The organism is Mucilaginibacter conchicola (genome assembly GCF_003432115.1).
Classification (GTDB): Bacteria; Bacteroidota; Bacteroidia; order Sphingobacteriales; family Sphingobacteriaceae; genus Mucilaginibacter; species Mucilaginibacter conchicola.
On record NZ_QWDC01000002.1, the window covers coordinates 986,093 to 1,009,921 of the forward strand.

At 43.7% G+C, this 23,829-nt stretch carries 20 protein-coding genes and 1 tRNA gene; 11 read left to right on the forward strand and 10 right to left on the reverse strand.

What is annotated here, in order from left to right; all coding sequences use genetic code 11:
- Positions 1 to 3,315, reverse strand: a complete 3,315-nt coding sequence (locus tag D0C36_RS14145) for a DUF4175 family protein (RefSeq protein ID WP_117392268.1) — start codon at positions 3,313 to 3,315, stop codon at positions 1 to 3.
- A 155-nt stretch (positions 3,316 to 3,470) separates the two neighbouring features.
- Here D0C36_RS14145 and D0C36_RS14150 point away from each other — a divergent pair, with 155 nt between their 5' ends.
- From D0C36_RS14150 to D0C36_RS14160, 3 genes are all read left to right on the forward strand, one after another.
- Positions 3,471 to 4,733, forward strand: a complete 1,263-nt coding sequence (locus D0C36_RS14150; protein ID WP_117392269.1) for an MFS transporter — start codon at positions 3,471 to 3,473, stop codon at positions 4,731 to 4,733.
- Between the two features lie 12 nt (positions 4,734 to 4,745).
- Positions 4,746 to 5,429, forward strand: a complete 684-nt coding sequence (locus D0C36_RS14155; protein WP_117392270.1) for an MgtC/SapB family protein — start codon at positions 4,746 to 4,748, stop codon at positions 5,427 to 5,429.
- A gap of 187 nt (positions 5,430 to 5,616) precedes the next feature.
- A tRNA-Pro gene (locus D0C36_RS14160) sits at positions 5,617 to 5,690 on the forward strand.
- Positions 5,691 to 5,749: 59 nt separating this feature from the next.
- Here the strand turns inward: D0C36_RS14160 and D0C36_RS14165 are convergent.
- Positions 5,750 to 7,474: an RICIN domain-containing protein gene (locus D0C36_RS14165; protein ID WP_117392271.1), complete on the reverse strand. Its 1,725-nt coding sequence runs from the start codon at positions 7,472 to 7,474 to the stop codon at positions 5,750 to 5,752.
- A gap of 161 nt (positions 7,475 to 7,635) precedes the next feature.
- A complete protein-coding gene (locus D0C36_RS14170) occupies positions 7,636 to 8,505 on the reverse strand; it encodes an OmpA/MotB family protein (RefSeq protein WP_199502022.1) in 870 nt (289 codons plus the stop codon).
- 165 nt (positions 8,506 to 8,670) lie between these two features.
- Here D0C36_RS14170 and D0C36_RS14175 point away from each other — a divergent pair, with 165 nt between their 5' ends.
- The 4 genes from D0C36_RS14175 (at position 8,671) to ligD (ending at position 13,959) form a co-directional block, all read left to right on the forward strand.
- Positions 8,671 to 9,153: a hypothetical protein gene (locus tag D0C36_RS14175; RefSeq protein ID WP_117392273.1), complete on the forward strand. Its 483-nt coding sequence runs from the start codon at positions 8,671 to 8,673 to the stop codon at positions 9,151 to 9,153.
- Between the two features lie 219 nt (positions 9,154 to 9,372).
- A complete protein-coding gene (locus D0C36_RS14180; RefSeq protein WP_117392274.1) occupies positions 9,373 to 10,569 on the forward strand; it encodes a threonine synthase in 1,197 nt (398 codons plus the stop codon).
- 160 nt (positions 10,570 to 10,729) lie between these two features.
- Complete coding sequence (locus tag D0C36_RS14185) at positions 10,730 to 11,119, forward strand: VOC family protein (RefSeq protein WP_117392275.1); 390 nt, start codon at positions 10,730 to 10,732, stop codon at positions 11,117 to 11,119.
- A gap of 89 nt (positions 11,120 to 11,208) precedes the next feature.
- Positions 11,209 to 13,959: a DNA ligase D gene (gene ligD, locus D0C36_RS14190; RefSeq protein ID WP_117392276.1), complete on the forward strand. Its 2,751-nt coding sequence runs from the start codon at positions 11,209 to 11,211 to the stop codon at positions 13,957 to 13,959.
- A 90-nt stretch (positions 13,960 to 14,049) separates the two neighbouring features.
- On the opposite strand, the gene D0C36_RS14195 is transcribed toward ligD, so the two are convergent.
- The 4 genes from D0C36_RS14195 to D0C36_RS14210 form a co-directional block, all read right to left on the reverse strand.
- Entirely contained in the window at positions 14,050 to 14,415 is a 366-nt protein-coding gene (locus tag D0C36_RS14195; protein WP_117392277.1) for a response regulator, read from the reverse strand.
- 129 nt (positions 14,416 to 14,544) lie between these two features.
- Positions 14,545 to 15,174: an NAD(P)H-dependent oxidoreductase gene (locus tag D0C36_RS14200; protein WP_117392278.1), complete on the reverse strand. Its 630-nt coding sequence runs from the start codon at positions 15,172 to 15,174 to the stop codon at positions 14,545 to 14,547.
- A 104-nt stretch (positions 15,175 to 15,278) separates the two neighbouring features.
- Entirely contained in the window at positions 15,279 to 15,668 is a 390-nt protein-coding gene (locus D0C36_RS14205; RefSeq protein ID WP_117392279.1) for a hypothetical protein, read from the reverse strand.
- Entirely contained in the window at positions 15,668 to 17,953 is a 2,286-nt protein-coding gene (locus D0C36_RS14210; RefSeq protein WP_233524486.1) for a transglycosylase domain-containing protein, read from the reverse strand. Before D0C36_RS14210 ends, D0C36_RS14205 begins: the two co-directional genes overlap by 1 nt.
- Before the next feature lie 109 nt (positions 17,954 to 18,062).
- Here D0C36_RS14210 and D0C36_RS14215 point away from each other — a divergent pair, with 109 nt between their 5' ends.
- From D0C36_RS14215 to D0C36_RS14225, 3 genes are all read left to right on the forward strand, one after another.
- Positions 18,063 to 19,151, forward strand: coding sequence for an Mrp/NBP35 family ATP-binding protein (locus D0C36_RS14215; RefSeq protein ID WP_117392280.1), 1,089 nt, complete (start codon positions 18,063 to 18,065; stop codon positions 19,149 to 19,151).
- A 29-nt stretch (positions 19,152 to 19,180) separates the two neighbouring features.
- Positions 19,181 to 19,459, forward strand: a complete 279-nt coding sequence (locus D0C36_RS14220; RefSeq protein WP_117392281.1) for a NifU family protein — start codon at positions 19,181 to 19,183, stop codon at positions 19,457 to 19,459.
- Positions 19,460 to 19,568: 109 nt separating this feature from the next.
- Positions 19,569 to 20,189: a hypothetical protein gene (locus tag D0C36_RS14225; RefSeq protein WP_117392282.1), complete on the forward strand. Its 621-nt coding sequence runs from the start codon at positions 19,569 to 19,571 to the stop codon at positions 20,187 to 20,189.
- 142 nt (positions 20,190 to 20,331) lie between these two features.
- Here D0C36_RS14225 and def read toward each other — a convergent pair whose 3' ends face one another.
- On the reverse strand, positions 20,332 to 20,904 hold the full coding sequence (gene def, locus D0C36_RS14230; RefSeq protein ID WP_117392283.1) for a peptide deformylase: 573 nt from the start codon (positions 20,902 to 20,904) through the stop codon (positions 20,332 to 20,334).
- A gap of 22 nt (positions 20,905 to 20,926) precedes the next feature.
- Positions 20,927 to 22,156, reverse strand: a complete 1,230-nt coding sequence (locus D0C36_RS14235; RefSeq protein ID WP_117392284.1) for a M16 family metallopeptidase — start codon at positions 22,154 to 22,156, stop codon at positions 20,927 to 20,929.
- Positions 22,157 to 22,216: 60 nt separating this feature from the next.
- Here D0C36_RS14235 and hpt point away from each other — a divergent pair, with 60 nt between their 5' ends.
- Entirely contained in the window at positions 22,217 to 22,756 is a 540-nt protein-coding gene (hpt, locus tag D0C36_RS14240) for a hypoxanthine phosphoribosyltransferase (protein WP_117392285.1), read from the forward strand.
- 251 nt (positions 22,757 to 23,007) lie between these two features.
- Here the strand turns inward: hpt and D0C36_RS14245 are convergent, their stop codons facing one another.
- Complete coding sequence (locus D0C36_RS14245; RefSeq protein WP_117392286.1) at positions 23,008 to 23,784, reverse strand: hypothetical protein; 777 nt, start codon at positions 23,782 to 23,784, stop codon at positions 23,008 to 23,010.
- Between the last annotated feature and the right edge of the window lie 45 nt (positions 23,785 to 23,829).

Below are 23,829 nucleotides of genomic sequence, written 5' to 3' on the forward strand. Positions count from 1 at the left end.
TCATTTTGCATTAAGTTGATCAAAGTAGTGTTTAATTTTTTGTTTATAGTATAAATTAAGAGCCGGAGGGGCGGTCCTTAATCTTTCGGTTTGTTTAGCTTTTACAGCTTCATAATTCTGCAAAGCCTTAATATAGCCCGGCGGCAGGTCTTTCCCCGCTTTACTCTCCCGCTTCTGGTCCTGCTCGCGTTCCTGCTCAGCCTTTTCGGCCTCAAGCAACCTGGTTTGTATCTGTTGCTGGCGCTTCAAAGCATCGTCAGTTATTTTCTTGTTTACGAGATCGTTCTCGGTTTGTTCCATTTCTTTTGAAATTTTATCCAAATTACCGAGACCGTTCCTGCCGTCTTTATTGTTTTCACGATTTAGCTGCTGCAATGATTGCCTTATCATCTGTTGCTGGCGCGCCATCTTCGCAAACTGCTCACTCATACCGTTTTGCCCACTTTTACCGGGCTGTGGCTGGTTGCCTTCTTTTTGCATTTGCTCGCGCGCCTGCTGCATATTTTTGTTCAACTGTTGCTGCATTTTGCTCAACTGTTGTAATGATTGTTGGTTACCCTTGCCTTTACCGCTTTTGCTCTTCTGTTTTTGCAATTGATCAAGCGCTTCGCTCAACATCAGTGCCAGGTTGTTCATGGATGTCATGGCAAATTGTTGATTGCGGCCGGCTTCGGCTGTACGGCGCTCGCCCATATCGTCCAAAGCTTTGTCAATATGCTCATTTATTCCCGTAATTTCTTTATTAACGGAAGATTGTATCTGTGGTATACGCCGGCTTAAAGAATAAAGGCTATCCTCTGCCGTTTTTAAATTGTCTTTAACGTCTTTTTGTTTTTGGGCAAGGGCCGTATAGTTCGGGTCCTGCGGACTTATACCCCTCAACGATTGCATAATTTTCTCCTGATTGAAAGAACTATTTACCAACGATTTTAATAACTCGCGCAGTTGGCGGGTATCCACAGCATTATTGCTTTCCTGGCCTTCAGCATCGTCTTCCTGCATTTTTTGCGCCATCTGCTGCATTTTTTGCGCGGCCCCCTGTTGAGATTCTGATGCCTTTTGGCGATTGTTATTTTTTAAATTCTCGGCACCCTGTTGCATATCCTTACTGATCTCCTGCTGCTCGGCCTGCGGGTTTTTAAAGTTCTGTTTGTTGCCGGTTTGCTCGTTAGTTTTCTGCAAATCATTTAGCTGTTTTTTAATATCATCAAACTGCTGATTCAGTTTTTGCTGCTGCTGAAGATCCTGCGCGTTATTGCCCGCCTTTTTTGTTTGCTCGGATAGCTTCTGCTGCTCACTTGCCAGCTGGTTCAGTTGATTTACCGTTTGATTTACTTTCTGTTCAAAATCCAATTTTTTGTACAGCTCCAATATGCGATCCAGCTCTTTTTTTAGCGATTTGTTATCCATTTGCATTTTAGAAAGCTCATCGCGGGTACCATCTTTCTGGTTTTCCTGCAGCATTTTTTGAAGATTCTCCAACATCTGCTGGGTTTTTTCATCGAGTACATTTTTAAACAGATCCTCAATCTGCTTCTGCATATCCATCAACTCCTGTGTTTGCTGCTGGTTTTCCTGGCGGTTGTACAGGTTCTTTTTGTTATCGGCTTGGATCTCTTTTACCAGCCCGTCCAGATCCTTCTTTTTCTGCAGCAGTTCCTCAACCTGTTTCTTTTCATCGAATGACAGGTTATTCTTCTCCAGGAAATTTTCATTCAGCTTTTGAGCTGATTTTTCTATTTGCCCAGCCAGTTTAACTGCCGATTGCATTTTTTGCTTAACGGCTTGCGTACCGGCATTTAGCTGCTCTGCCATGGCGGCAGCATCTGGCATGTTGAGTGTGCGTTCAGGGGTACGGGCTGTTTTTGGGCCACTCACGCCATCGTTATCTGCCACTTCAAAAAAGTAGGTAACCGGTTCGCCGGCTTTTACACGCAGGTCTTTAATGTTCCAGAAATAAAAAAAGCCTGCTTCTGTTGCGTTTAAAGATGCTTTTACCGGAATGCGTTTTAGCGCGTTTGCCTTATCTCCAACGCGGTAGCAAAAGTTTAGTGACGAAAAGCCGTGGTCGTCAGCTACCTGTCCGTTAAAATAAAAAGCCTTTATACTTACCGAGTCGGGCTTTTCCTCAACCTGTATAGATGGTGCTTCATCGGCCACCACGTTAATCTTATATCCCGCCGAATCCAACGTATTCACACTTGCATTTATAGGAGTAAGGGAATAGGTTGATGGTTTAATTATTCGCTCTGAATGGGTAAAAGTATTATCGGCCTGTTCCTGTAATTCGGTCTTCTTACCCCCAATATTGAACGCCAGCCCGGATGCATTTTGCGTAAAAAACTTCCAGTTAACAACTGTTCCTGCGGGGATAGTGATATCGCCTGCGTTAGATATAGTTTCTTTTTGCTTGTGCAGATAAGCAGGATAGGTAATCTCAGCATCAAAATGAAGCAATACCGGTTTTAAGCCCACTTTTATTTCATAAGGAATAGAAGAGAAACCGTTGCCCGATAATCTAAAGGTTACACTCTTTTGCAGATTATTGAACGTATAATGAAACCGGCTGATGCTTTCTTTATCCAGCTTAAAGGTGGTATTGCCTGTTTCAACGTAGACATCATTAGGCAGTTTATCGCCACTTAGTTTTATGTCGAGCTTTAGATCCTGACCCTGAACTGCAGAAAGACTCCGGTTCAATACCTCGAACTGAAAAGGAGCTTTTGGCGCAAAATATTTATTGTGATGGATAAGCCTGTTGGTACTATCTGTTAATACCGACGGCGCCGCAAAAGCTATCACACAAATAACAGCCGCAGGTGGGATAACCCACTTGAGGTATTTATTGTTCTCACGGATGTTCACCGCCGATGGAAAGCTTACCGGTCGCAAAGTTTCGATTCGCTGATTAATGCTGGCTTCCAATAACTCGCGATGCTCGGGCTGTTCAACCGCCTGGCGTTTAAGCTGCAGGGTGTTAAGCAATTTATCGTTAACATCAGAAAAATGTTTACCGATAATCTCCGCGGCCTCGTCATGGTTAAGCGTTTTACCCAAACGCAGCATAGCCAGCATGGGTGGCACCACCAACCAAACCAATAAAGCCAGGTTAAGCAGGATAAACAGGTAAAAAAGAATGGTACGCGGAACGGTATTAAAATTGCCGAAATATTCAGACAGCGTGATAACGATATACCCCGTAAACAAGCCCGACGCCAAAAACAACAACCCGCGCAGCAGATTATTGTAATGGTATTTGCGTATAAAAACGTTGATCTTCTCCAGGAGCAGATCGTAATTTTCAGCAGGGGTCATGTACCGCTCAGTATATTGTTTGCCTAATGAAACGAAAATAAAGTATAAATTAATATCTCTGTGCCATATTCTACTGAAATATTAGTGTTATGTAATTTAATAATTACATGCTTTAAAAAAACAATTGTGTTCTGCATTTTGTCGTTGATTTAGTAATGGACATCAGTACTTTCAGAGCCTTCCGCAGTCGTAACTACCGCCTATATTTTGCCGGCCAATCTATATCCCTAATTGGCACCTGGATGCAGAAAACAGCTGTAAGTTGGGTTATTTATACGCTAACGCATTCAACCTTTATGTTGGGACTAACGCTGTTTGCCAGCCAGTTCCCATCATTTATGCTTTCGCTTTTTGGCGGAGTAGTATCTGATAGGTATAACCGTTTCCGTGTTTTACTCTCCACGCAGGTGGCATCTATGATACAGGCTACTTTGCTTGCGGTACTTATACTGTTTAAACATTATGCTGTTTGGGAAATATTAACGCTGAGTGTCATCCTTGGTGCTATCAACGCTTTTGATGTACCGGCCCGCCAATCCCTGGTTTATGAAATGATAGAGGATAAGCAAGACCTGCCCAATGCGCTGGCCTTAAATTCATCAATGGTAAACCTCTCGCGGTTGATAGGCCCTGCCATTGCCGGTTTTGTACTGGAGACTTGGGGCGATGGCTTTTGCTTTGTGCTTAATGCCGTAAGTTTTATTGCTGTGTTAGGATCTTTATTGATGATGCGCCTGCCAAAATATGTGAAGCAGGTACACAATAAGAATGTTTTCGGCGAATTGAAAGAGGGGCTTTCCTATCTCAAAAGAACACCTTCTATATCCTTCGTGATCATGATGCTCGGGCTGATAAGTCTGCTGGTTTTGCCGTTCAGTACATTGATACCGTATTATGCCCGCGAGGTTTTTAAAGGTAATGCCACCACCTTTGGGGTTATTGATAGCGTGATAGGTTTGGGTGCATTTAGCGGTGCCATTTTCCTGGCTTCGTTAAAGGCAGGGAGCAATTTGAAAAAGATACTCAGCATTAACACGCTGATATTTGGAATAGGGCTGGTGCTTTTCTCTCACGAGAATACGTATTGGCTGGCTTTGGTTTTTGCCACTATTGCCGGTTTCGGGATGATGTCGCAGATCACCATCAGCAATACATTGATACAAACCAGCGTTGAGCCGGCCATGCGCGGCAGGGTGATCAGCTTTTATGCTATGGCCTTTTTTGGCCTGCAGCCGGTGGGTGGTTTGTTGGTAGGTTCGGTATCTAAATGGATAGGCGCACCCGATACCATTTTGTTTGAAGGCATTGCCGCCCTTGGCATAGGCCTGTTGCACATGCGCTATCTGCGTAAAGAGAAATTGAAACAAAAAGATAACGTAATGGCGGTTGAAGAGCAACATTTGCAAACAGTTAACTAAATTAGCTAAACGATGATAGCGTTAACCGATATACTGATACGCCTTGGCCTTGCTGCCTTACTGGGCAGCATAGTTGGCCTGGAGCGCCAGCGACATGATTGGGCTGCCGGCCTGCGTACCCACATGCTGGTTTGTGTTGGCTCGGCACTGGCCATGATCGTATCTATGGATGGCTTTGGTGATGTTATCAACAAGCCGGGCGTTGGTCTTGATCCTTCGCGCGTGGCCGCGCAGGTGATCAGCGGGATAGGTTTCCTTGGCGCCGGCACCATCTTGTTCATGAAGAGCGAAATAGTAAAGGGCCTTACCACAGCTGCAGGTTTGTGGACGGTTGCCGCCATTGGTTTAGCCGTTGGCGGTGGTCTTTATATTCCGGCTGCTGCAACTACACTTATCGTATTTATTATCCTTGCAGCCATAAAACCTATCGAACGCAAAATATTTGACCGTAATAAATATACAGCTATTAACCTGGAGGCGGGTAAAAGCCAGGTAGATATAAAAACAGTTCAGGAGATATTAGGCAAACACCTCATCGGCATAAAAGAGGTAAGGATCACATCGCCTGATAATGATACCGACCGCATTCGTATCGCTATCCAGAAAACATCATCAAAAGACCCGGAATCATTAGCTGTATTGCAGGATCTGCAAAAGCTGAACGGCGTTAACGTAGTGGAGTTTGTAACGCAATAACAAACGCCATAGATAACCTAACTGCATAAATTGTAGCCTGAGTGGTAAATGAAATCTTTCTATCTTATAACTGCCGCGGCTACTATTTTTTATTAAACGCATTCAAAATAAAACAAGTAGGCGATGATGCTTCTAACGCGAATTGATTTTTTGAAGCAGGGTATTATATTTACAGCGTTATTTCTCTCGGGATGTAGCGTAGCCCGGTATCGCGCCAGCATGGGGTGCTGGAGGTCGTAGGTTCAAATCCTGCCATCCCGACTTGTAATTTATCCATCAATGAAAAAAGAGGCCCTTTATTAAATAAAGGGCCTCTTTTTTTACAGCCCGGCAGCTGAATAAGGTATCCTAACCGCTTTTACCTGGTAGTAATAAGGATCGGTTTTGTTGTTAGTACAAGGATTACCGCATGAGCCTATATAGTTTAAGCAATAGGTTACCAGCAATTCGTTATGGCTATTGTTAAACTGTGGGTGTATGTTGGTTACATAATGATTGCACAGCACACCGTTTATCTTATCAGATATAGCATACATTTTTTTCCTGGCGGTGAACGGACCAGTTGGGCTGGTAGAGGTTGAAATGTAAAGGTTATGCGGATCGGCAGGATTTGGGCATCCATAGCCAAAATCCATCTCAACCAGTACATATTTGCCGTTTACGTATGATACGCTGTTATTGGCCAATACACTTTTACTGCTGCCACCATTGGTTCCTAATTGAGCGGCGCCATCTGTTGATGGCGAAGATACCCAGGCGCTGCCGTTCCAAAATTGCCAGGTAAATGGTGTACCGGTTGCAAAGCGTGCCACATACAGGTATTTGCCGCCAAAAGCATCAGAAAGGTTTCCATAAGCATACACATAACCGTCGCTGGGTTTTACCATACCGGTAGGATAATCGATAGCTGTTTGATCAGACAGTCCCGGCACTGTGTGGCGTACCGCTGTCCCCCAGTCTACGCCACCGGTATTTTCGGTAAAATCATAAATAACTGTTTTGTTATTAGAGCCACCACCTTCGTGCGCGTACATATAAACGTGGTTGCCTATTTCAACCCCTACGCCCGGCCAGGTATACGTGCCCCCATGGTCGGAAGGGTTTGGGCTTGGCAGTATCTCATATTTATAAGTAGAGTTATGGGTAATAAGGTTGGTGGTTTGTGCCGGGTCCCAGCTGTGGCTGGCCGGTTGGATAAGCGCTGAATTACGTACATCAAAAAACTGGATGGTATTACCGCCATAACAAGGGAATGTACCATCAGTAGCATTCCATGTACCAATGTTATCGGTATAAGTATCCTCGCCTATCCACAGCACTTTGCCATTGTTGGCGCCGTAACTAAGTGGTATACTGCTGCCCTGATCAAAAGCTATAGACCCGGAGCGACGCCTGAAAAACTGTACCACCTCGTCATCACGATAGGCTTCTGCCGGGATACTGTTAAACGTCCAGTATTGGCTATTGTTATTTATAAGGGCGGCCTGGCTTATAGGTGCGCCATTATTTGCCGATGAGCCTGCGTTGGTAAGTACCAGCCCATTATTATTTTGTATATAATAATTATTGCTTGTGCCTATTTGGTGTAAATACCATACCTGGCTGGGGAAATTGTTAGCATGATCCATAAACAATTGTGTGCCGCTGGTATTATCAGGTGCTTCAAGGTACATGCCGTTGGCAACGTTGCGTATTTTAAAAGGCGTGGTCCCTGTTATCGAACCCGTGTTTTGCTGTATGAGGTACCATTTCTGGTTTTGTGATGTACCGGGGCCAAAATCAAGCCCTGCATATTGCTGTACATTTTTTGGGTTACTTTGGGCAAACATCAATGATGCATCGCCATTTACTTCGAGTACTTTGTTTGATGCAACATTAACCAGCATAAAACAACCGTAGGCCGTGGGCGAACTTGCTGCGTTAACTGCTTTAACAGCGCCGGTTGAACCCGTTTTGTTTGCGGCACTATTTTTTACGTCGTTTTTGTTGCAGGCAAATGCAAGCAACAGGCCCGATAAAAGGCTGAGGGTAAATACTCTTCTCATACTGTGTTTATTTTAGGTGTAGTATTGGTTTACCTAAAGTTAAACACACTAAATCAATTTAGCAAAATATTAAATCGGTTTAGTATAATTATTTATTAAATAATATGAAATAAAAAAGGCCTTCCCGCAGGGAAGGCCTTTGTATAGGCTGTTTAATCAGGTTATTGTTTAGCCGGTTGGTTTTCAGGTGCTTTACCTATCAGGTCCATAAACTGATCAAGTTTTGGTGTAATAATGATCTGTGTACGTCTGTTTTGGGCTTTACCGTTTGGCGTGTTATTATCGGCAATTGGGTTGTATTCACCACGGCCACCCGCGGTTAAACGTTTAGGATCAACCTGGTAATTAGTTTGTAATGCCATAACAACAGATGATGCCCTTAAAGCACTTAAATCCCAGTTGTTACGGATGTTTTTCTGCGAGATAGGCACATTATCGGTGTTACCTTCTATCAGCACATCATAATTGTTGTAATCTTTAATGATCTTGGCAATTTTAGAAAGCGTAGCGCCTGCTTTGTCTGATATTTCATAACTACCCGATTTGTAAAGCATATTATCGGCCAGTGAAATATAAACAACGCCTTTAAGCACTTTTACATCAACATCTTGTGCTTCCTGTGCATTTAATGAACGGGTTAGGTTATTGGTAAGCACCATATTAAGAGAGTCGCTTTTGTTTTTAGCGTTAACCAATTCCTGGATATAGCGGTTAGAGCGATTGATCTCATCAACCAGTTTAGAGATATTAAGGTTACCCTGGCCGCTTGATGTTAAACATTTATCAAGTGCGTTTTGTAATTGTTTGTTGTTTGCCCTTTCAGAGGCCAGTTGGTCGTCAAGGCTTTTAACGCGGTCTGTTGCAATGGCAAGGTTACGCTCTGTTAACAGGTATTTGCCCTTCATTTCGCGGGTGTTGCTATCCAGTTTATCGTACCTTGCTTGTAAATCTTTGTATTTGCCGGTGCTAACGCAGCTCGAAACTGCGATAACAGCAACAAAGAGCATCGGAAATATTATTCTGAGTTTCATAATTATATTATATTTAGTTTATAATAAATAACTCATTGTTAACTAATTTCGAGCCAAAAAGTTTTTTACGAACATTAGGAGTACCTTTGTGTTACAACAAATTTACAATCAGGAACGTTAGAAAGCTTTAATAACGGCTTTGTCCGTATCAACTAAACATCATTTATGAAAAAAAAACTGACATTATTTGTAGCTACGATAGCTATATTATTTACAGCTTGTTCTAAAGACGGTGCAGATCCGGTTATTTCAGATAGTGGCTGGTTCTTTAACGGAGTGGCTCATTTTGTTGTAACATCGGCCCGTACCGAACCAACCGGTACCGCTGCAGGCAAAATTGTTTTTAGAGATAGCAATAAAGACAGGAATGCAACATTAACTGTTTATTTTAAAGCAATACCACAAACAGCGGGTGTTTATAACCTTGTACAAGGTGTAGGAGCAGGTTTAGCCGCAAATGAAATTGCAGTTTCGGCAACGCAACAGGCAACAAGTTCAAATGTTGCTTATGCAGGGGCAGCCGGCGTTAAAGTTCAGGTTAGTATTACTGATGCCGGAAAAATAAAAGTAGATATCCCGGAAATAACGTTAACATCAACATCCGGAACTGATACTTATAAATTATCAGCGTTCGCTTCTGAGCGCTAAGATTAAATAAAAAGACCCGCACAAAAGCGGGTCTTTTTATTTTAAAATAATGGTAGGGTTAAACATATACCCATACCCGGAGTTTTGTAACAACAAGGCACATTGCATGCCACATTGTTATCCTATCATTATACAAACTTTAAATGCATGTAACATTACAAGGTTTATTTGCCCTTAACGGCCAATGTTAATACCTTGCCCTCGCATTTACAAAATACTATGGAAAGCCTACTAACACAGGAGAGAACAGATACTTTCCTGACAGATCTGCAATGCCCGCAATGCGGCGCCACCTATAATGCCGCACAACTAAATACCGTTTGCAAAAAACAAGACTGCCAAAGCACGCTTTTTGCCCGCTATGATACTTCCATATCATTAAGTAAAGACGTTTTGAAAGATCGCCCCGCAAATATGTGGCGATACCGCGAGATGTTACCCGTTATAGATCCAAAATTCGTGGCATCAATGGGAGAGGGCTTTACGCCGCTTTTACCTGTGGTAAATCTACCCGAAGACACAAAAAGCAATCAAGTATTTTTTAAGAATGAAGCGGGCAACCCAACAGGATCTTTTAAAGCCCGCGGTATAAGCATGGCAGTATCGAAGGCGAAAGAATTAGGTGTAAAAACCATAGCTATCCCAACGGCCGGTAACGCCGGGGGAGCGCTATCCGCATACGCTGCGCATGCCGGGATGGGCGCCGTTGTGTACATGCCCAAACAAACCCCTCAGTTATTTAAAGATGAATGCCGCCTATACGGAGCCGAACTGGTGGAGATAGACGGCAACATAAGTGATTGCGGTAAATTGATACACGAGCTGGCTGCTGAAAAAGGCTGGTTCCCGATATCAACCCTGCGCGAACCTTACCGCGTAGAAGGTAAAAAAACCATGGGCTACGAAATTGCCGAGCAATTGAACTGGCAAGTGCCCGACGTGATCTTTTATCCAACCGGCGGCGGCACCGGCCTTATCGGCATCTGGAAAGCATTCAACGAAATGGCCGCACTGGGTTGGATTGGTGATAAACGCCCCCGAATGGTTGCTGTACAATCTGAAAGTTGCGATGGATTAGTAAAAGCCTTTACCCGGGGCGATGTTTCTGCCACTTTTACTGATGGTGGTTTTACTATTGCCAATGGCTTGCGGGTGCCAAAATCTTATGCTGATAAAGAGATTCTTCGCGTACTGAAAGACAGCTGTGGAACTGCCCTTACCGTAAGTGATGCCGAAATGGAAACAAGTGTAAAAGAACTTGCTCGCACCCAGGGCATCCTGATGGCACCCGAAGGTGCTGCCCTTTGGCAGGCCTATAAAAAACTTAAAGCCGATAACTGGATAAAACCCGGTGAAACGGTGGTGATGGTAAATACGGGCAGTGGCTACAAGTATCTGGAGAATATTGGGATTTAATCCCCGTCATGCCGAATTTATTTCGGTATCCCAGATGATAAGTTTGTGCTGATGAGCGAGGCTTTCTTAACCTCGTAATTATGCGTTTTGGGGTTAATTATTGGCAGTAATTTTGATTGATCATCAACGCATTATTATAAACCAGTAAAACCATCGTACCATGTTAAAAGATTCAAAAGCATTCAGCGGCTTTTCGGTAAAAGATATCGATGAAGCGCTAAAGTTCTATAAAGAAACCCTTGGCCTTGATGTAGATAAAGACGACGAAATGGGCGGCATGCTTACTATCCATATAGCAGGAAACGGCAACAATATCCTGGTTTATCCCAAACCCAACCACGAGCCCGCTTCTTATACTATCCTCAACTTCCCGGTAACGGATATTGTAGCAACGGTAAAAGGCCTAAAAGAAAAAGGTGTTCAATTTGAAAGTTACGACAGCGTGTACCTGAAGACCGATGAGGATAACATTAACAGAAGCGGTGGTCCGCTTATCGCCTGGTTCAAAGATCCATCAGGTAACTTTTTATCGGTGATTGAGCAACACTAAAAGCCCCTCTCCAAAGGAGAGGGGTTGGGAAAGGCTTTTTTGAAACCATAAGATAAACGCGCTGTTGTTTTTATAAATCACAGAGCATTATGGGTTTGCAGAAGTATAAGGAAAAGCGCGATTTCACCAAGACCAACGAGCCAAAGGCCGGTCGCAGTAAGGATAAGAACAAACTGATGTTTGTGGTGCAAAAGCACGACGCTACGCGCCTGCATTACGATTTCAGGCTGGAGATGGATGGCGTGCTCAAAAGTTGGGCGGTGCCTAAAGGCCCCTCAACCGACCCGCAGAACAAGCGCCTTGCCATGATGGTTGAAGACCACCCGTTCGACTACCGCAACTTTGAAGGTATTATCCCACAAGGCGAATATGGCGGCGGCACTGTGATTGTTTGGGACGAGGGGACTTATGAACCCATCGAAGAAATAAAAGGTAAAAAAGCCCAGGAAAAGCACCTGCTGAAACAACTCAAAGAAGGCTCTGTGAAAATAAAGCTCCACGGCGAGAAATTGGAAGGGGAGTTCGCTCTCGTGAAAACTCACGGCATGGGCGAGAACGGATGGCTGCTTATTAAACATAAGGATGAGTTTGCTTCCAAAAAAGATATCACTAAACAGGATAAGTCTATCCTCTCGGGCAAAACCATCGCCCAAATGGAAAAGACCAGTGAAAAAGTCTGGACCGATGGCGGCGAGCACAAGCTGAAGAAAGAAGCTAAAACCACATCAGCCTCAAAAAAAAAGAGCAGCCCCCAAAAGGCTGATGATGCCATAAGCGAACTGGCTGAAGACCAACCCAAAAAAAAGCCCGATGTAAAAGCCATCTTAAAAAAAGCACCTAAAGGCAAGATCCCAACCGGTATAAAACCTATGCTGGCTACACTGGTGAATGAGCCTTTTGATGACCCCGACTGGGAATATGAAGTGAAATGGGACGGCTACCGCGCGTTATCTTTCATTAACAAAGGCGAGATAGAGATCTTCTCGCGCAATAACAAAAGCTTTAACGATAAATATTACCCGCTCACCAAATTGCTGCAGGATTGGAAGATCAACGCGGTTATTGATGGCGAGATACTGGTGCTGAACGACAAAGGTGTATCAAACTTTGGGGCCTTGCAAAACTGGCGCAGCGAGGCCGATGGCGAATTGGTTTACTATGTGTTCGATCTGCTTTGGTACGATGGTAAAAACCTGATGGATATGCCGCTGAACGAAAGGCAGGCCGTGCTCAGAGAAATTATCCCTACAGATGACGACCGTATTCGCGTTAGCCAAACATTTAAAGCCAACGGCACCGAGTTTTTTGAAGCTGCCCAAAAGATAGGCCTGGAGGGGATAATGGCCAAGCGGATGAACAGTGCCTATGTTGCTGATAATCGCTCAAAAGACTGGCTGAAGATCAAAATAAACAAACGCCAGGAAGTGGTGATAGGCGGGTTTACCAAAAACGAAGGCACAGCAAAGCAATTCAGCTCGCTGCTGTTGGGCGTTTATGAAGATGGCAATTTTCACTATGTAGGTAAAGTAGGCACCGGCTTTTCTGATAAACTGCAGAAAGAAATGATAGCGATGTTTAAGCCACTTATCATCAACAAAACACCATTTGATACCGAGCCGGATGTGAACAAACCATCCCGTTTCCGCCCTAATCCGCCGAAGGCGAAAGCTACCTGGTTAAAACCCCAACTGGTTTGCGAAGTTAGCTTTGCTGAAGTAACCAGCGACGGCGTGTTCCGACACCCATCGTTTGAAGGGATGAGGGTGGATAAGAAGGCCAAAGATGTGGTGCGGGAAACAGAGACAGATACCAATGAGATAGTGGAAGACGAAAAACCGGTAGAAAAGAAAGCAGAAAAACCCGAAAAACACAAGCTGGTAAAAGCACCGAAGGAAGCTGTAAAGCGATCATTGCTTAACCCAAACGAGGAAACGCAGGTAAAAAAGATCTGCGGGCACGACCTGAAATTTACCCACCTCAGCAAGGTTTATTGGCCTGAGGACGGCATCACCAAGCGCGATATGTTCAACTACTATTACCAGGTTGCTGAGTATATCCTGCCATATCTGAAAGATCGCCCGCAATCGCTTAACCGCTTCCCTAACGGAATACACGGCCCCAGCTTTTACCAGAAAGATGTAAAAGGTAAAGCACCGGACTGGGTGCGTACGTTCCCCTACACCAACGGAGAAGGCGAGCATAAAGAATACCTGGTAGGCCATGATGAGGCCACGTTGCTTTGGATGGCATCATTAGGGTGTATTGAAATAAACCCCTGGTTCAGCCGAATCCAATCGCCGGATAACCCCGATTTTTGTGTGATAGACTTAGACCCGGATAAGAAAACAACCTTTGAGCAGGTGATCAGTTCTGCACAAGAAGTGAAGAAAGTGCTGGACGCTTTGGATGTGCCCGCCTGCTGCAAAACATCCGGCTCAACAGGTATACATATCTATATCCCATTGGGGGCCAAGTACAATTACGACCAGTCGCAATTGTTTGCTCGTTTAATTGTGGGTATTGTTAACGAACAAATTCCGGATTATACCACGTTGGAGAGGATGGTTAAAAAACGTGGCGGGAAAATGTACCTCGATTTTTTGCAGAACCGCCCCGGTGCAACTATTGCCGGCCCTTACTCGCTTAGGCCAAAGCCCGGCGCAACGGTATCCATGCCCCTGCATTGGGAAGAAGTGAAGAAGGGTTTGACCATGAAAGATTTTACCATTAACAATGCCATTACCCGTTTAAAACGCGAAGGCGACCTGTTCAGAGGCGTGTTAGCGAAAGGGATAGATCTGGAGAAAACGATAAGGAAAGCGAAGAGTATTTTTGAATAATTTGCGGTGGGGACACCGCAACGTGCGGGGGGTAAGTTAAATCCTGAAGGCGGTTTTATTCTTAATAGCGGTGTCCTCACCGCCATTGTACTATGCCGCCAGCTGCATTTTTACTTTTTTGATCAACGAACTCATATCAAAAGGCTTATGCAATATATCATCAGGTGCGCCGCGCTGCTTAAGCGATTCTTCCAGGTCATCTTCTGATGAACAGATAATTACCGGCAACTTTTTTGTTTCCTTATCCATTTTTAAAATCTGGCATATATCGCGGCCATCCATACCCGGCATGCGTGCATCCATTATCAGCAGGTCGGGGTGGTTATGTTTTACCTCTTCAATTACGTGGTCGCCGTTGTATAACGAGAATACATCGTAACCACAATTTATCAATATATAGCTCATTACTTCTACTATGAGCTCGTTATCATCTACTATTAATATTTTCTTAGCCATCGCTGTATCTTCCTCTCTTTCAGTGATATTGCAAAGCCTGTGCCGAATACTATACTTTAGATGAAATAAATATGAAATAAAAAAGGGGCAGCCGTAGCTTCCCCTCTTAAATATATGATGTGTATTGAATTAGACGTGGATGAAAAACTCCTCGTTAGGGCGACGAACTTTTGCCAATTTAGCGTAAGCATCATCATCAGCGCGGTAGCCAATAGCTGCAATTACGGTAGTGGTAAGGCCTTTTTCTTTCAATCCCAGGATCTCATCAAACCTGGCCGGATCGAAACCTTCCATAGGAGCACTGTCAATATCCTGTTCTGATGCTGCGGCGATCAGGTGGCCTAAAGCAATGTAAGCTTGTTTTTGTGCCCAAATGGTTAATTGCTCTGGTGTGCGGCCATTGATGGCACCAAGCACCATGTTCTCAAAACCAGCCAATGTTTCGCGCTCAACGCCGCGTACGGCAGCAACGTTATCAATGTATTTCTTACCGAAAGTTTCATTGAGCCCGGTTTCAGCAGCGAATACGATCAGTTGAGAAGCATCTGTTACTTGGGGCTGACCATAAGCAGCTTCGCGTAATTTTGCGCGGATGCCTGCATCCTCTATTACCAATACGCGGTAATGCTGAAGGCCTATTGATGATGGTGCCAGTTTTACGGCATCCAAAATGTACCTTAATTTATCGGCGGCTATTTTTTTAGTGCTGTCGAATTTTTTGGTGGCGTAGCGCCAGTTCAATTTATCTACTAATGTCATGGTTCAATTATTTTAGTGTTGTGCGATGCAAAGATGGGTGTTGCAACATATATTATGGTCATGCCACGGTAAGGATAGTATCAGGAAAAAGTAAACTTGGTTGACTAAAATTCGTCGGCTGTTGAGCGTTCTTCGATAATATCGGTTGAGAAACGAATGTGATTGGCAGATATATCTATATTGAAATTATAATAGGAATGCTGGTTGCGATGGTCCTTGGTAAAATCTTCGCAGCCAAAAGTTAGTTGCATATCATAGCTAATGCGTAGCCTGCCTTTTAGTGAGGCAACATCAAATCGCTCCACAACAAATTGTACGTGGCTAATTGCTGATGGTCCAAACTTTGGCTTGTTCTCATATTGCAAAGCAGACTCCAGCGCAGGATACGCCCTGCTATCGGGATTAAAAAGTGCTTCGATAAAGCACAATATATCATCCGGATGTTCAGGGGTATTGAAACCCAGAGGCAAATCGATATTGAACGATTGCTGCATTAGGGCATACGGTCTTTAAGTTCGCGTACCTTTGCTTTACTCTCGTCTTTAAGGCGATTTTTTTCCGCTTTTATTTCTTTCTTGGTTTTGCCGGCAGTATCAATATTAGTTATCCGGTTTTCATAATCCAGTTTAACTTTTTCTATTTCGGCCTTAAGGCGGGCTTTAATAGCGTCGTTAGTCTCATCTATCTTCTTTTCCATATTGGCCTGCGCGGTATCTTTTTTACCGAACAGGCGCTGGAAGAAGTTAGGTTTCTTTGGTTCTTCATAAACCGGTGCTACAGCATCATTAGGCGCTGCATCATCATCATTGGCGGTTTGCCTTATCAGGCTATCGGCAGTTGCGGTATCAATTGGCGCAATTTGCCTGCGCAGACCTTCGCGAAGGCGTACGTTGTAGAAACCATAAGCATTGCTATCCGGCGATGTCCAACCGCGTTTTACCATAAGGCGGCCTATCAGGTTAAAGTAACCGTGCAGGCGCTGGCGCAGGGTGCCATCAGGCTCAAAGGCATAAAGGCCGGCCTTAGGGTTAGGTACAATGCTGGCCAGGTAAATACTCTCACCAACCGTAAGCTCAGATGGGGCTTTGCCGAAATAATAGTGCGACGCCTCGCTGATACCGTAAATTCCGCGGCCCCACTCTATGATGTTAAAATAAACCTCAAGCATGCGGTTTTTGCTCATGATGCGGTTGTTCTCTATCAACCATACGATCAAGATCTCCTCAATTTTACGCGACAAAGTTTTGTTGCGCGTTAAGAACGCGTTTTTTATGAGCTGCATGGAGATGGTACTGCCGCCCCTTTTAAATTTCTTCTCCTTGATGTTGGTAATGAATGATTTACGTATCGATTCATCCACAAAACCACGATTGGTGTAGAACGACGGATCCTCTGCCGTCATTACCGCGTTGCGTAGGTTGGGCGATATCTGATCTAACGGTGTAAATCCCGGATTGCCCGGCCCGATGGTATGTGGCGGCATGGCCTTGCCTTTTTCGTAAGGCGTATAAACAAAAGTATTGTTCAGTTTACCCAGGTCAACCTTGCCATATTTGACTATCCTGAAATCGTTGCTTTTTTGCAGGCTTGAATTGAACACCATATCATCCAGGTGCGATGAATCGAGAAATACATCAAGATTATAGTTCAACTTACCTGCCACCTGTATACCATCCAGTGATTCAAACATCCCGGTAGGGAAGGAGTCGAAAACATCCTGTGCGTTTTGCCAGCCTGTTTTAATTTTGGCTTCGTAAATTTTTACAGGATTAAGCGTGTATTTCAAATATGGGTTGGCGGTAAGTTTCCTAAGATGGATAACAGACGAACTATCTAACGAGATAAAGTTAGTACCCACAACCACATTGGCATCAATAGAGCCATTTGGCACTACAATATCCTGCGTAGATAGCCCTTTATGGTTAAGCAACAGGTTACGGATTGACCATGAACCATTTATCTTGGTTTCGCCGCTACTGTGGCTTACGTCGCTCAGTTTAGTGCTGATGGTATCAAAGTTCAGCTTCAGTTTAAACTTCTTTTCAATAAGAGGTAACTCAACCTTTTTGCCTTCGGCATACAAATGGACATCGATATTTTTATCGCTTGGTACCATTTTACCATCAAGGTGCCAGATAGATTCGCCGCTGTTTACATTGATGGTTGATTTAAGCTTGCCATCTTTAATAGATGCGGCACTGGTTAACAGGCTTACTGTGGTGCTATCATCCTTAAAGCTCGTCAAAAAGTTTTGCAGCGATAGGTTATCAGGTATTTTATAAAGTACTTCATTGATCAGCCTGTTTGAAACATCAGACAGGTCTACCTTGTGCCCGGTATCAGTAGTATCTTTCTTTTTCTTGAACAGGAAATCGAAGTTCTTTACTCCCTTTATACTGGTGAGATTAAGGTGGGCATTTTGCAGCACCACATCGCCAAGTTTTATATTGCCGAATATGAGCGGCATTATTTTAACACTTACATCAAAACGTTTAACCGAAAACAGGCTGTCGCGCTGCTCGGGCACTACGCTTATATCGCTGAAAGCCACTGTGGCCATGCCGGTAAAGCGTGCCGAACCTATTTTTACATCTAAATTATAATCGCGCTTTGCTTTTGCCGTAGCTTTGCTGATAGCTTTTTGAAGCAAAACCTCGCGCTTTGCGTATGCAATGTACCCACCTATCAATACTATTACTACTAACGCAGCAACAGATATAAGCGCAATACGAATATATTTGGGGTTGATGTGGATACGGGGCATAGATGATTTTTGCATCAAAACTAAACTAAATATAATGTGCTGCAAACGGATACGGCTCGCAATTTGTTTTTCTTAACAAACGCATGCTGCTACCTGTTTTCGTATTTTTGCCCTTAATTAAAATATGAATATTACTAAAGAACAAGTTTTACAAGCCCTTAGCCATGTTGAGGAGCCCGATCTGAAGAAAGACCTGGTAACCCTTAATATGATACAGGATATACATATTGACGGCAACAAGCTGGCCTTTTCTGTTGTGTTAACCACACCGGCCTGCCCGCTTAAAGATCTGATAGAAAATGCCTGCCGCAATGCCATTGGCCATTTCATCAGCAAAGATGTTGAAGTAACGGTAAAGATGACATCACAAGTTACCACGCAGCGTAATACCGGTGTGCCAGGGGTAAAAAATATCATCGCGGTAGCATCAGGTAAAGGTGGCGTGGGTAAATCAACCGTATCAGTAAACCTGGCTTTGGCTTTAGCTAAAACAGGCGCAAAGGTTGGTTTGATTGACGCGGATATCTACGGCCCATCCATCCCTATCATGTTTGGCCTGGAAGGCGCCCGCCCGATGGCTACGCAGGAGAACGGCAAAACCAAAATTGAGCCGATTGAGAAATACGGTATTAAATTACTGTCGATAGGTTTCTTTACTGATCCTAACCAGCCGGTACCATGGCGTGGGCCAATGGTATCAACCGCGGTTAAACAATTGTTTAACGATGCCGATTGGGGCGAATTGGATTATTTAGTGATAGACCTTCCACCGGGAACAGGCGATATCCATATTACGGTTACCCAAAGCTTCCCGATAACAGGCGCTGTTGTGGTAACTACACCACAGAATGTGGCGCTTGCTGATGCTAAGAAGGGTATAGGCATGTTTATGATGGAAGCTATCAATGTGCCAATTATGGGTATTGTGGAGAACATGGCTTACTTTACGCCTGCCGAATTGCCTGAAAATAAATATTATATATTTGGACAGGGCGGCGGCCAGAAACTGGCAACGCAGCTAAACGTACCATTCCTGGGAGAAATTCCGTTAATAAAAGGAATTAGCGACTCTGGCGATGCCGGCAAACCAATTGTGCTGGATGATAACAGCCCGATGACCGCATCGTTTATCGAAATGGCACAACGTGTGGCACAGCAGGTTTCGATCCGTAATGCAGAAAAAGCGCAAGTTTTGAATGCGGTAAATAATTAATATCTTTACTTAATAATTTAATAAAAAAGATGAGTTTAATTGATCAGGTGGAAGCAGCGTTAGATACTATTCGCCCTTATTTAGAGGCTGATGGCGGTAACGTGTCTATTGAAGAGATAACCCCTGAAAAAGTGGTGAAAGTTAAGCTATTGGGTTCATGCGGCTCTTGCCCTATGAGCATCATGACGCTTAAGGCCGGTATTGAGCAGGCTATAAAAAAGGCTGTGCCCGAGATAACTGCTATTGAAGCAATAAACCTAACCGACATTGATGACCCCAATGCCGTGCTTCCCGAAAATTTGAGATAGTGTTAAGTATTTGTTAAATACACCCTTAGCCAACAGGCTTTGGTGTATTTTTGTGCGCCCCTAACATAATATAATTAAAAGCGGCACGTAATTGGTGTATGTTTTTAAGATGAAAAGACTAATTGGTATATTGTTTTTACTGGTTTCTTTATCGGCCCTTGGGCAGGAAAAAGAAAAACCGCTGGTACAGTTCAGTGGGGTGGTATATAATGCCGATAGTGTTAAGATGGTGGTGCCTTACGTAACGGTAACCAATCTTAGCAGCAATAAAACTGTTGTGATAACCAATTACAATGGTTATTTCTCATTTGTAGCACATGAGCAGGACTCGCTGCAATTTACCGCAATTGGTTATGCGCCTATAACGATGATGTTGCCACAAAACATTGCCAGCAAAAGCTACACCGCTAAAGTGATGCTGAAACCACAGATCACTAACCTGCCAATGGTACGTGTATTCCCCTGGGCTACTACTGATGAGTTCAGGAAAGATTTTGTGAACGCCAAAATTGCCGACGATGACCTGGAAATAGCCCGCAAAAATATCAGCCGTGCATCTATTGTAGCTATGACCAACACCCTTGCCCGCGACGGCCAGGAGATACAAGCAGCCAATGCGCAGCAAATGCACACTAATATTGTTAACTCGCACTCCATTACCAACCCGCTGCTTAACCCGCTTGCCTGGGGCAGTTTGATCAAGTCCATCACCGATGGTGGGGGGAAGTGATTTAGAATAGAGTCAAGATATAAGAGTCAAGAACCAAGACAAATATAAAAAGCCGCTTATCGATCGATAAGCGGCTTTTCTTTTTAAGTCGTCAGCTGTCGGGCTATCTTGATTCCTGACTCCTGCTGTCTTGACTCTTTTCCTATCGTCCTTTCTTCGCAGCAGGGAATTTCATGCGGTAGTCTACATCTACAGCACCTTTTGAAATATCGTTCAGTTTTTTCTCTATAAGACGTTTGCGCAGCGGGCTTAGCTTATCGGTAAATAATTTGCCCTCAATATGGTCATACTCGTGCTGGATGATGCGGGCTGCCATGCCGGTAAAGGTTTCTTCGTGGTGTTTCCAGTCCTCGTCATAGTACGACATCAGGATGGTTGATTTGCGGCTAACGTCCTCACGGATATCAGGGATACTTAAACAGCCCTCGTTAAATGGCCACTCTTCGCCGCTTTCTTCTAAAATGGTAGCATTGATAAATGCTTTTTTGAAATCCTTCAGTTCCGGTTCCTCATCATCAAACGGAGAAGCATCAACCACAAATAAGCGCATGCTCATGCCTACCTGCGGGGCGGCTAAACCCACGCCACGGGCACCGTACATGGTTTCGTACATGTTCTCTACTAACTCTTTTATATGCGGGTATTCGTCAGACTCTATAGCTGTTGCTTTTCTCCTTAAAACAGGGTCGCCATAGGCTACAATGGGATATTTCATAATTGCAAAGGTAGGTGTTTATTTATTTAGGCTCAAATAGTAAGGTTATCAAACGGTTTTGGTCAAATATTTCATTACTTATCTCTAACAATTGAGAGGCAGTAACGGCGTTTATTTTTGCAAAAATGTCTTCAAGCGAATCGATATGGTTAAAGTCCATAAGGCTTTTGGCCATGGAGATAATAAGGCTCATGCGGCTTTCTTCTGCCAAAGCTATCTGGCCAATGAACTTGTCTTTTGCCTGCTTTAAAAGCACATCGCCCAGTTTATTATCGCGAAGCTTTTTCAGTTCTTTATGAACCAGCTTGGTTGCTTTGTCGGTCTTCTCAGCATCGGTACCAAAGTAAATGGAGAAAATACCCGTATCGGTAAGCGAAGTGTAGTTTGATTCTATAGTATAGGCAATACCATGTTTCTCGCGGATCTCGAGGTTTAAACGGTTGCTCATGCCCATGCCGCCCAAAACGTTATTCAGCAGCAGCAAACCATATTTGTTTGGGTGTGCCGATGGATAAGCCCTGCCGCCGATAATGCAATGCGTTTGCGCAATAGGTTTCTCAACTGCATAAATGCCGCTTGCAACAGGTTGTGGTGCTATGCGGCTTTTCTCTACCTTGTTCTCTGCAACGTGTCCAAAGTACTTCTCGCACATTTTTACCAGTTTCTCAAATTTGTAATCGCCATAAACGGCAAATACCATTTGGTGGGTGTTATGTGTAGTTTGGGTAAACTGGTGAATATCCTGCTGTGAAATGGCATTAACGCTTTCGGTGGTGCCCAGTATGTTGTTGCCTATCGGATGGTCTTTAAAGAGATACTCCTCAAAATCATCTTGAATAGCTTCTTCGGGCTGGTCCTGGTAGGATGCTATCTCATCAAGGATTACACCGCGTTCCTTTTCCATTTCGTCTTCGGGGAAAGTAGAATGGAACAGGATGTCTTCAAACAGATCGACAGCGCGCTCCAGGTGTTGATTGAGTAGCGATGCATGGATGCAGGTATACTCTTTTGTGGTATAGGCATTCAGGTCGGCACCCACCAGCTCCAGCCGGTTAAGAATCTGGGTGGTGTTGCGGCGTTCGGTCTCTTTGAACAGCATGTGTTCAATAAAATGTGCCAAACCCTCTTTGCCGGGCAATTCATCGCGCGAGCCTGCGTTAAAAACAAAACAGCAGTGCGTTATAGGCGATGGTGAATGTTTAAAGAGTATGCGGATCCCGTTTGATAAGGTATGTATCTGATGGTCTGTCATAAAAGGTTCAAAGATAGCGTATAAACACGCAAATTGTTTCGCAATTAGTATGTTTACAAAATGAAATTACAAATAGCCGACCTTGAGTTTGAGCCCCTGTTTTCGCATGAGGCCATCCAACAACGCATAGCCGAAGTAGCCCAGGATATAAATAATGACTTTGAAGACCGCCAGCCTGTTTTTGTGGGCATACTGAATGGCAGTTTCTTATTCATTGCCGACCTTGTGCGCGAAATTGTGGTGCCTTGCGAGGTTACATTTGTAAAACTGGCTTCATACTTTGGCGGTACCTCAAGTACCCGCCAGATCCGTGACGATTTTGATCTGACGATAGACATCAAAGACCGAGATATTATCCTGATAGAAGATATTATAGATACCGGCAATACCATCAAATTCCTGATAGAAAAACTGCAGGTACGCGAGCCGCGATCAATCACGGTTTGCAGCCTGCTGCTAAAACCCGATTCTATTGAGCACAGTGTTGAAGAACTGCGCTATGTAGCCTTCCAGATCCCTAACAAATTTGTGGTGGGTTATGGGTTAGATTACCGCGAGTTGGGAAGAAACCTGAGAGGGATTTATCAAAAAGTGGGGTAACTTCATAACAAACAAGCGGCATAAAAACATGCCACTTGTTTGTAAGTACTTATCGCTTCTGATGTTGTTTGTTAAACATTAATAGCAAATAAACGGCGATAGCAATTGAGCTTAGTCCAATTATTATTAAGAAACGGGCCGACGACCTGTCATAATGATTTATAAATAGCCATATACCGGTTAAAATAAATAGGGCGCCGAATATTAGCGACGAGTATATTTTGAATTTTAAAGCTTTCATAGCTGTTTAATTATATCTGCGCAATCCCGCAAGATGCGGCAAATAAAGCAACACAAGCGGGGCCTTCTACTGCGCAACCTGCAGCGCATGCCCAATCAGAAGTACATTCTTTGAAAAGACAATTCATGCAAGAGCCAAACGATGAGGTGCTTTGCATACAAGTTGGTGTTGCTGCAACATTTGTTTTTAGTGAATTAATGGCTTGTTGCCTCGAAACGCCTGTTACTTTTTCAAAAGGGATATCGCGTTTGAAATCAAACATGCCTAATTTATTATTTGCGTTAACCCGGAAGTCGAGGTAGGTATCGTTTCTCAAATCAGATATCGAGACTTGTTTAAACCCGTTTTCAACAGATTCGCTTTTAATGATAACGGGTAAAAATTTATCATTCACAACATATACTACAAGCGAGTTGTACTGATATTTATTATCGCCATTTTTAATGTCAAAAAGGATTGCTTTAAACTTAACGTTATCATAGGTCTGTAAAACCGGGGCTTTTTTGATGCTACTCAAAATACCCTGAGGCACTGTTTTCCAAGTGTCCGAGCTGTACAAACTTGTCAACACCTGGTCATTTGGGGCCAGTTCTGTTTCAGTTTTTACATGGTTTTGAAATGCGCTGTTCATTTCAACCGTTTTGTTTTGCTCCGTAGTGGTTTTTACAGTAGTTTTTGATTGGTCTTTACTACATGAGCTAATGTAAATGCTAAGAGCTGAACAACTGATTAATAGTGCAATGACACTTTTGAAACCTAAGGCCGTAACTTTGTTAAATTTTTTCATTTGGTTTAAGTTTTGGTTAATAATATTTTTTTGTGAAAAAATTAG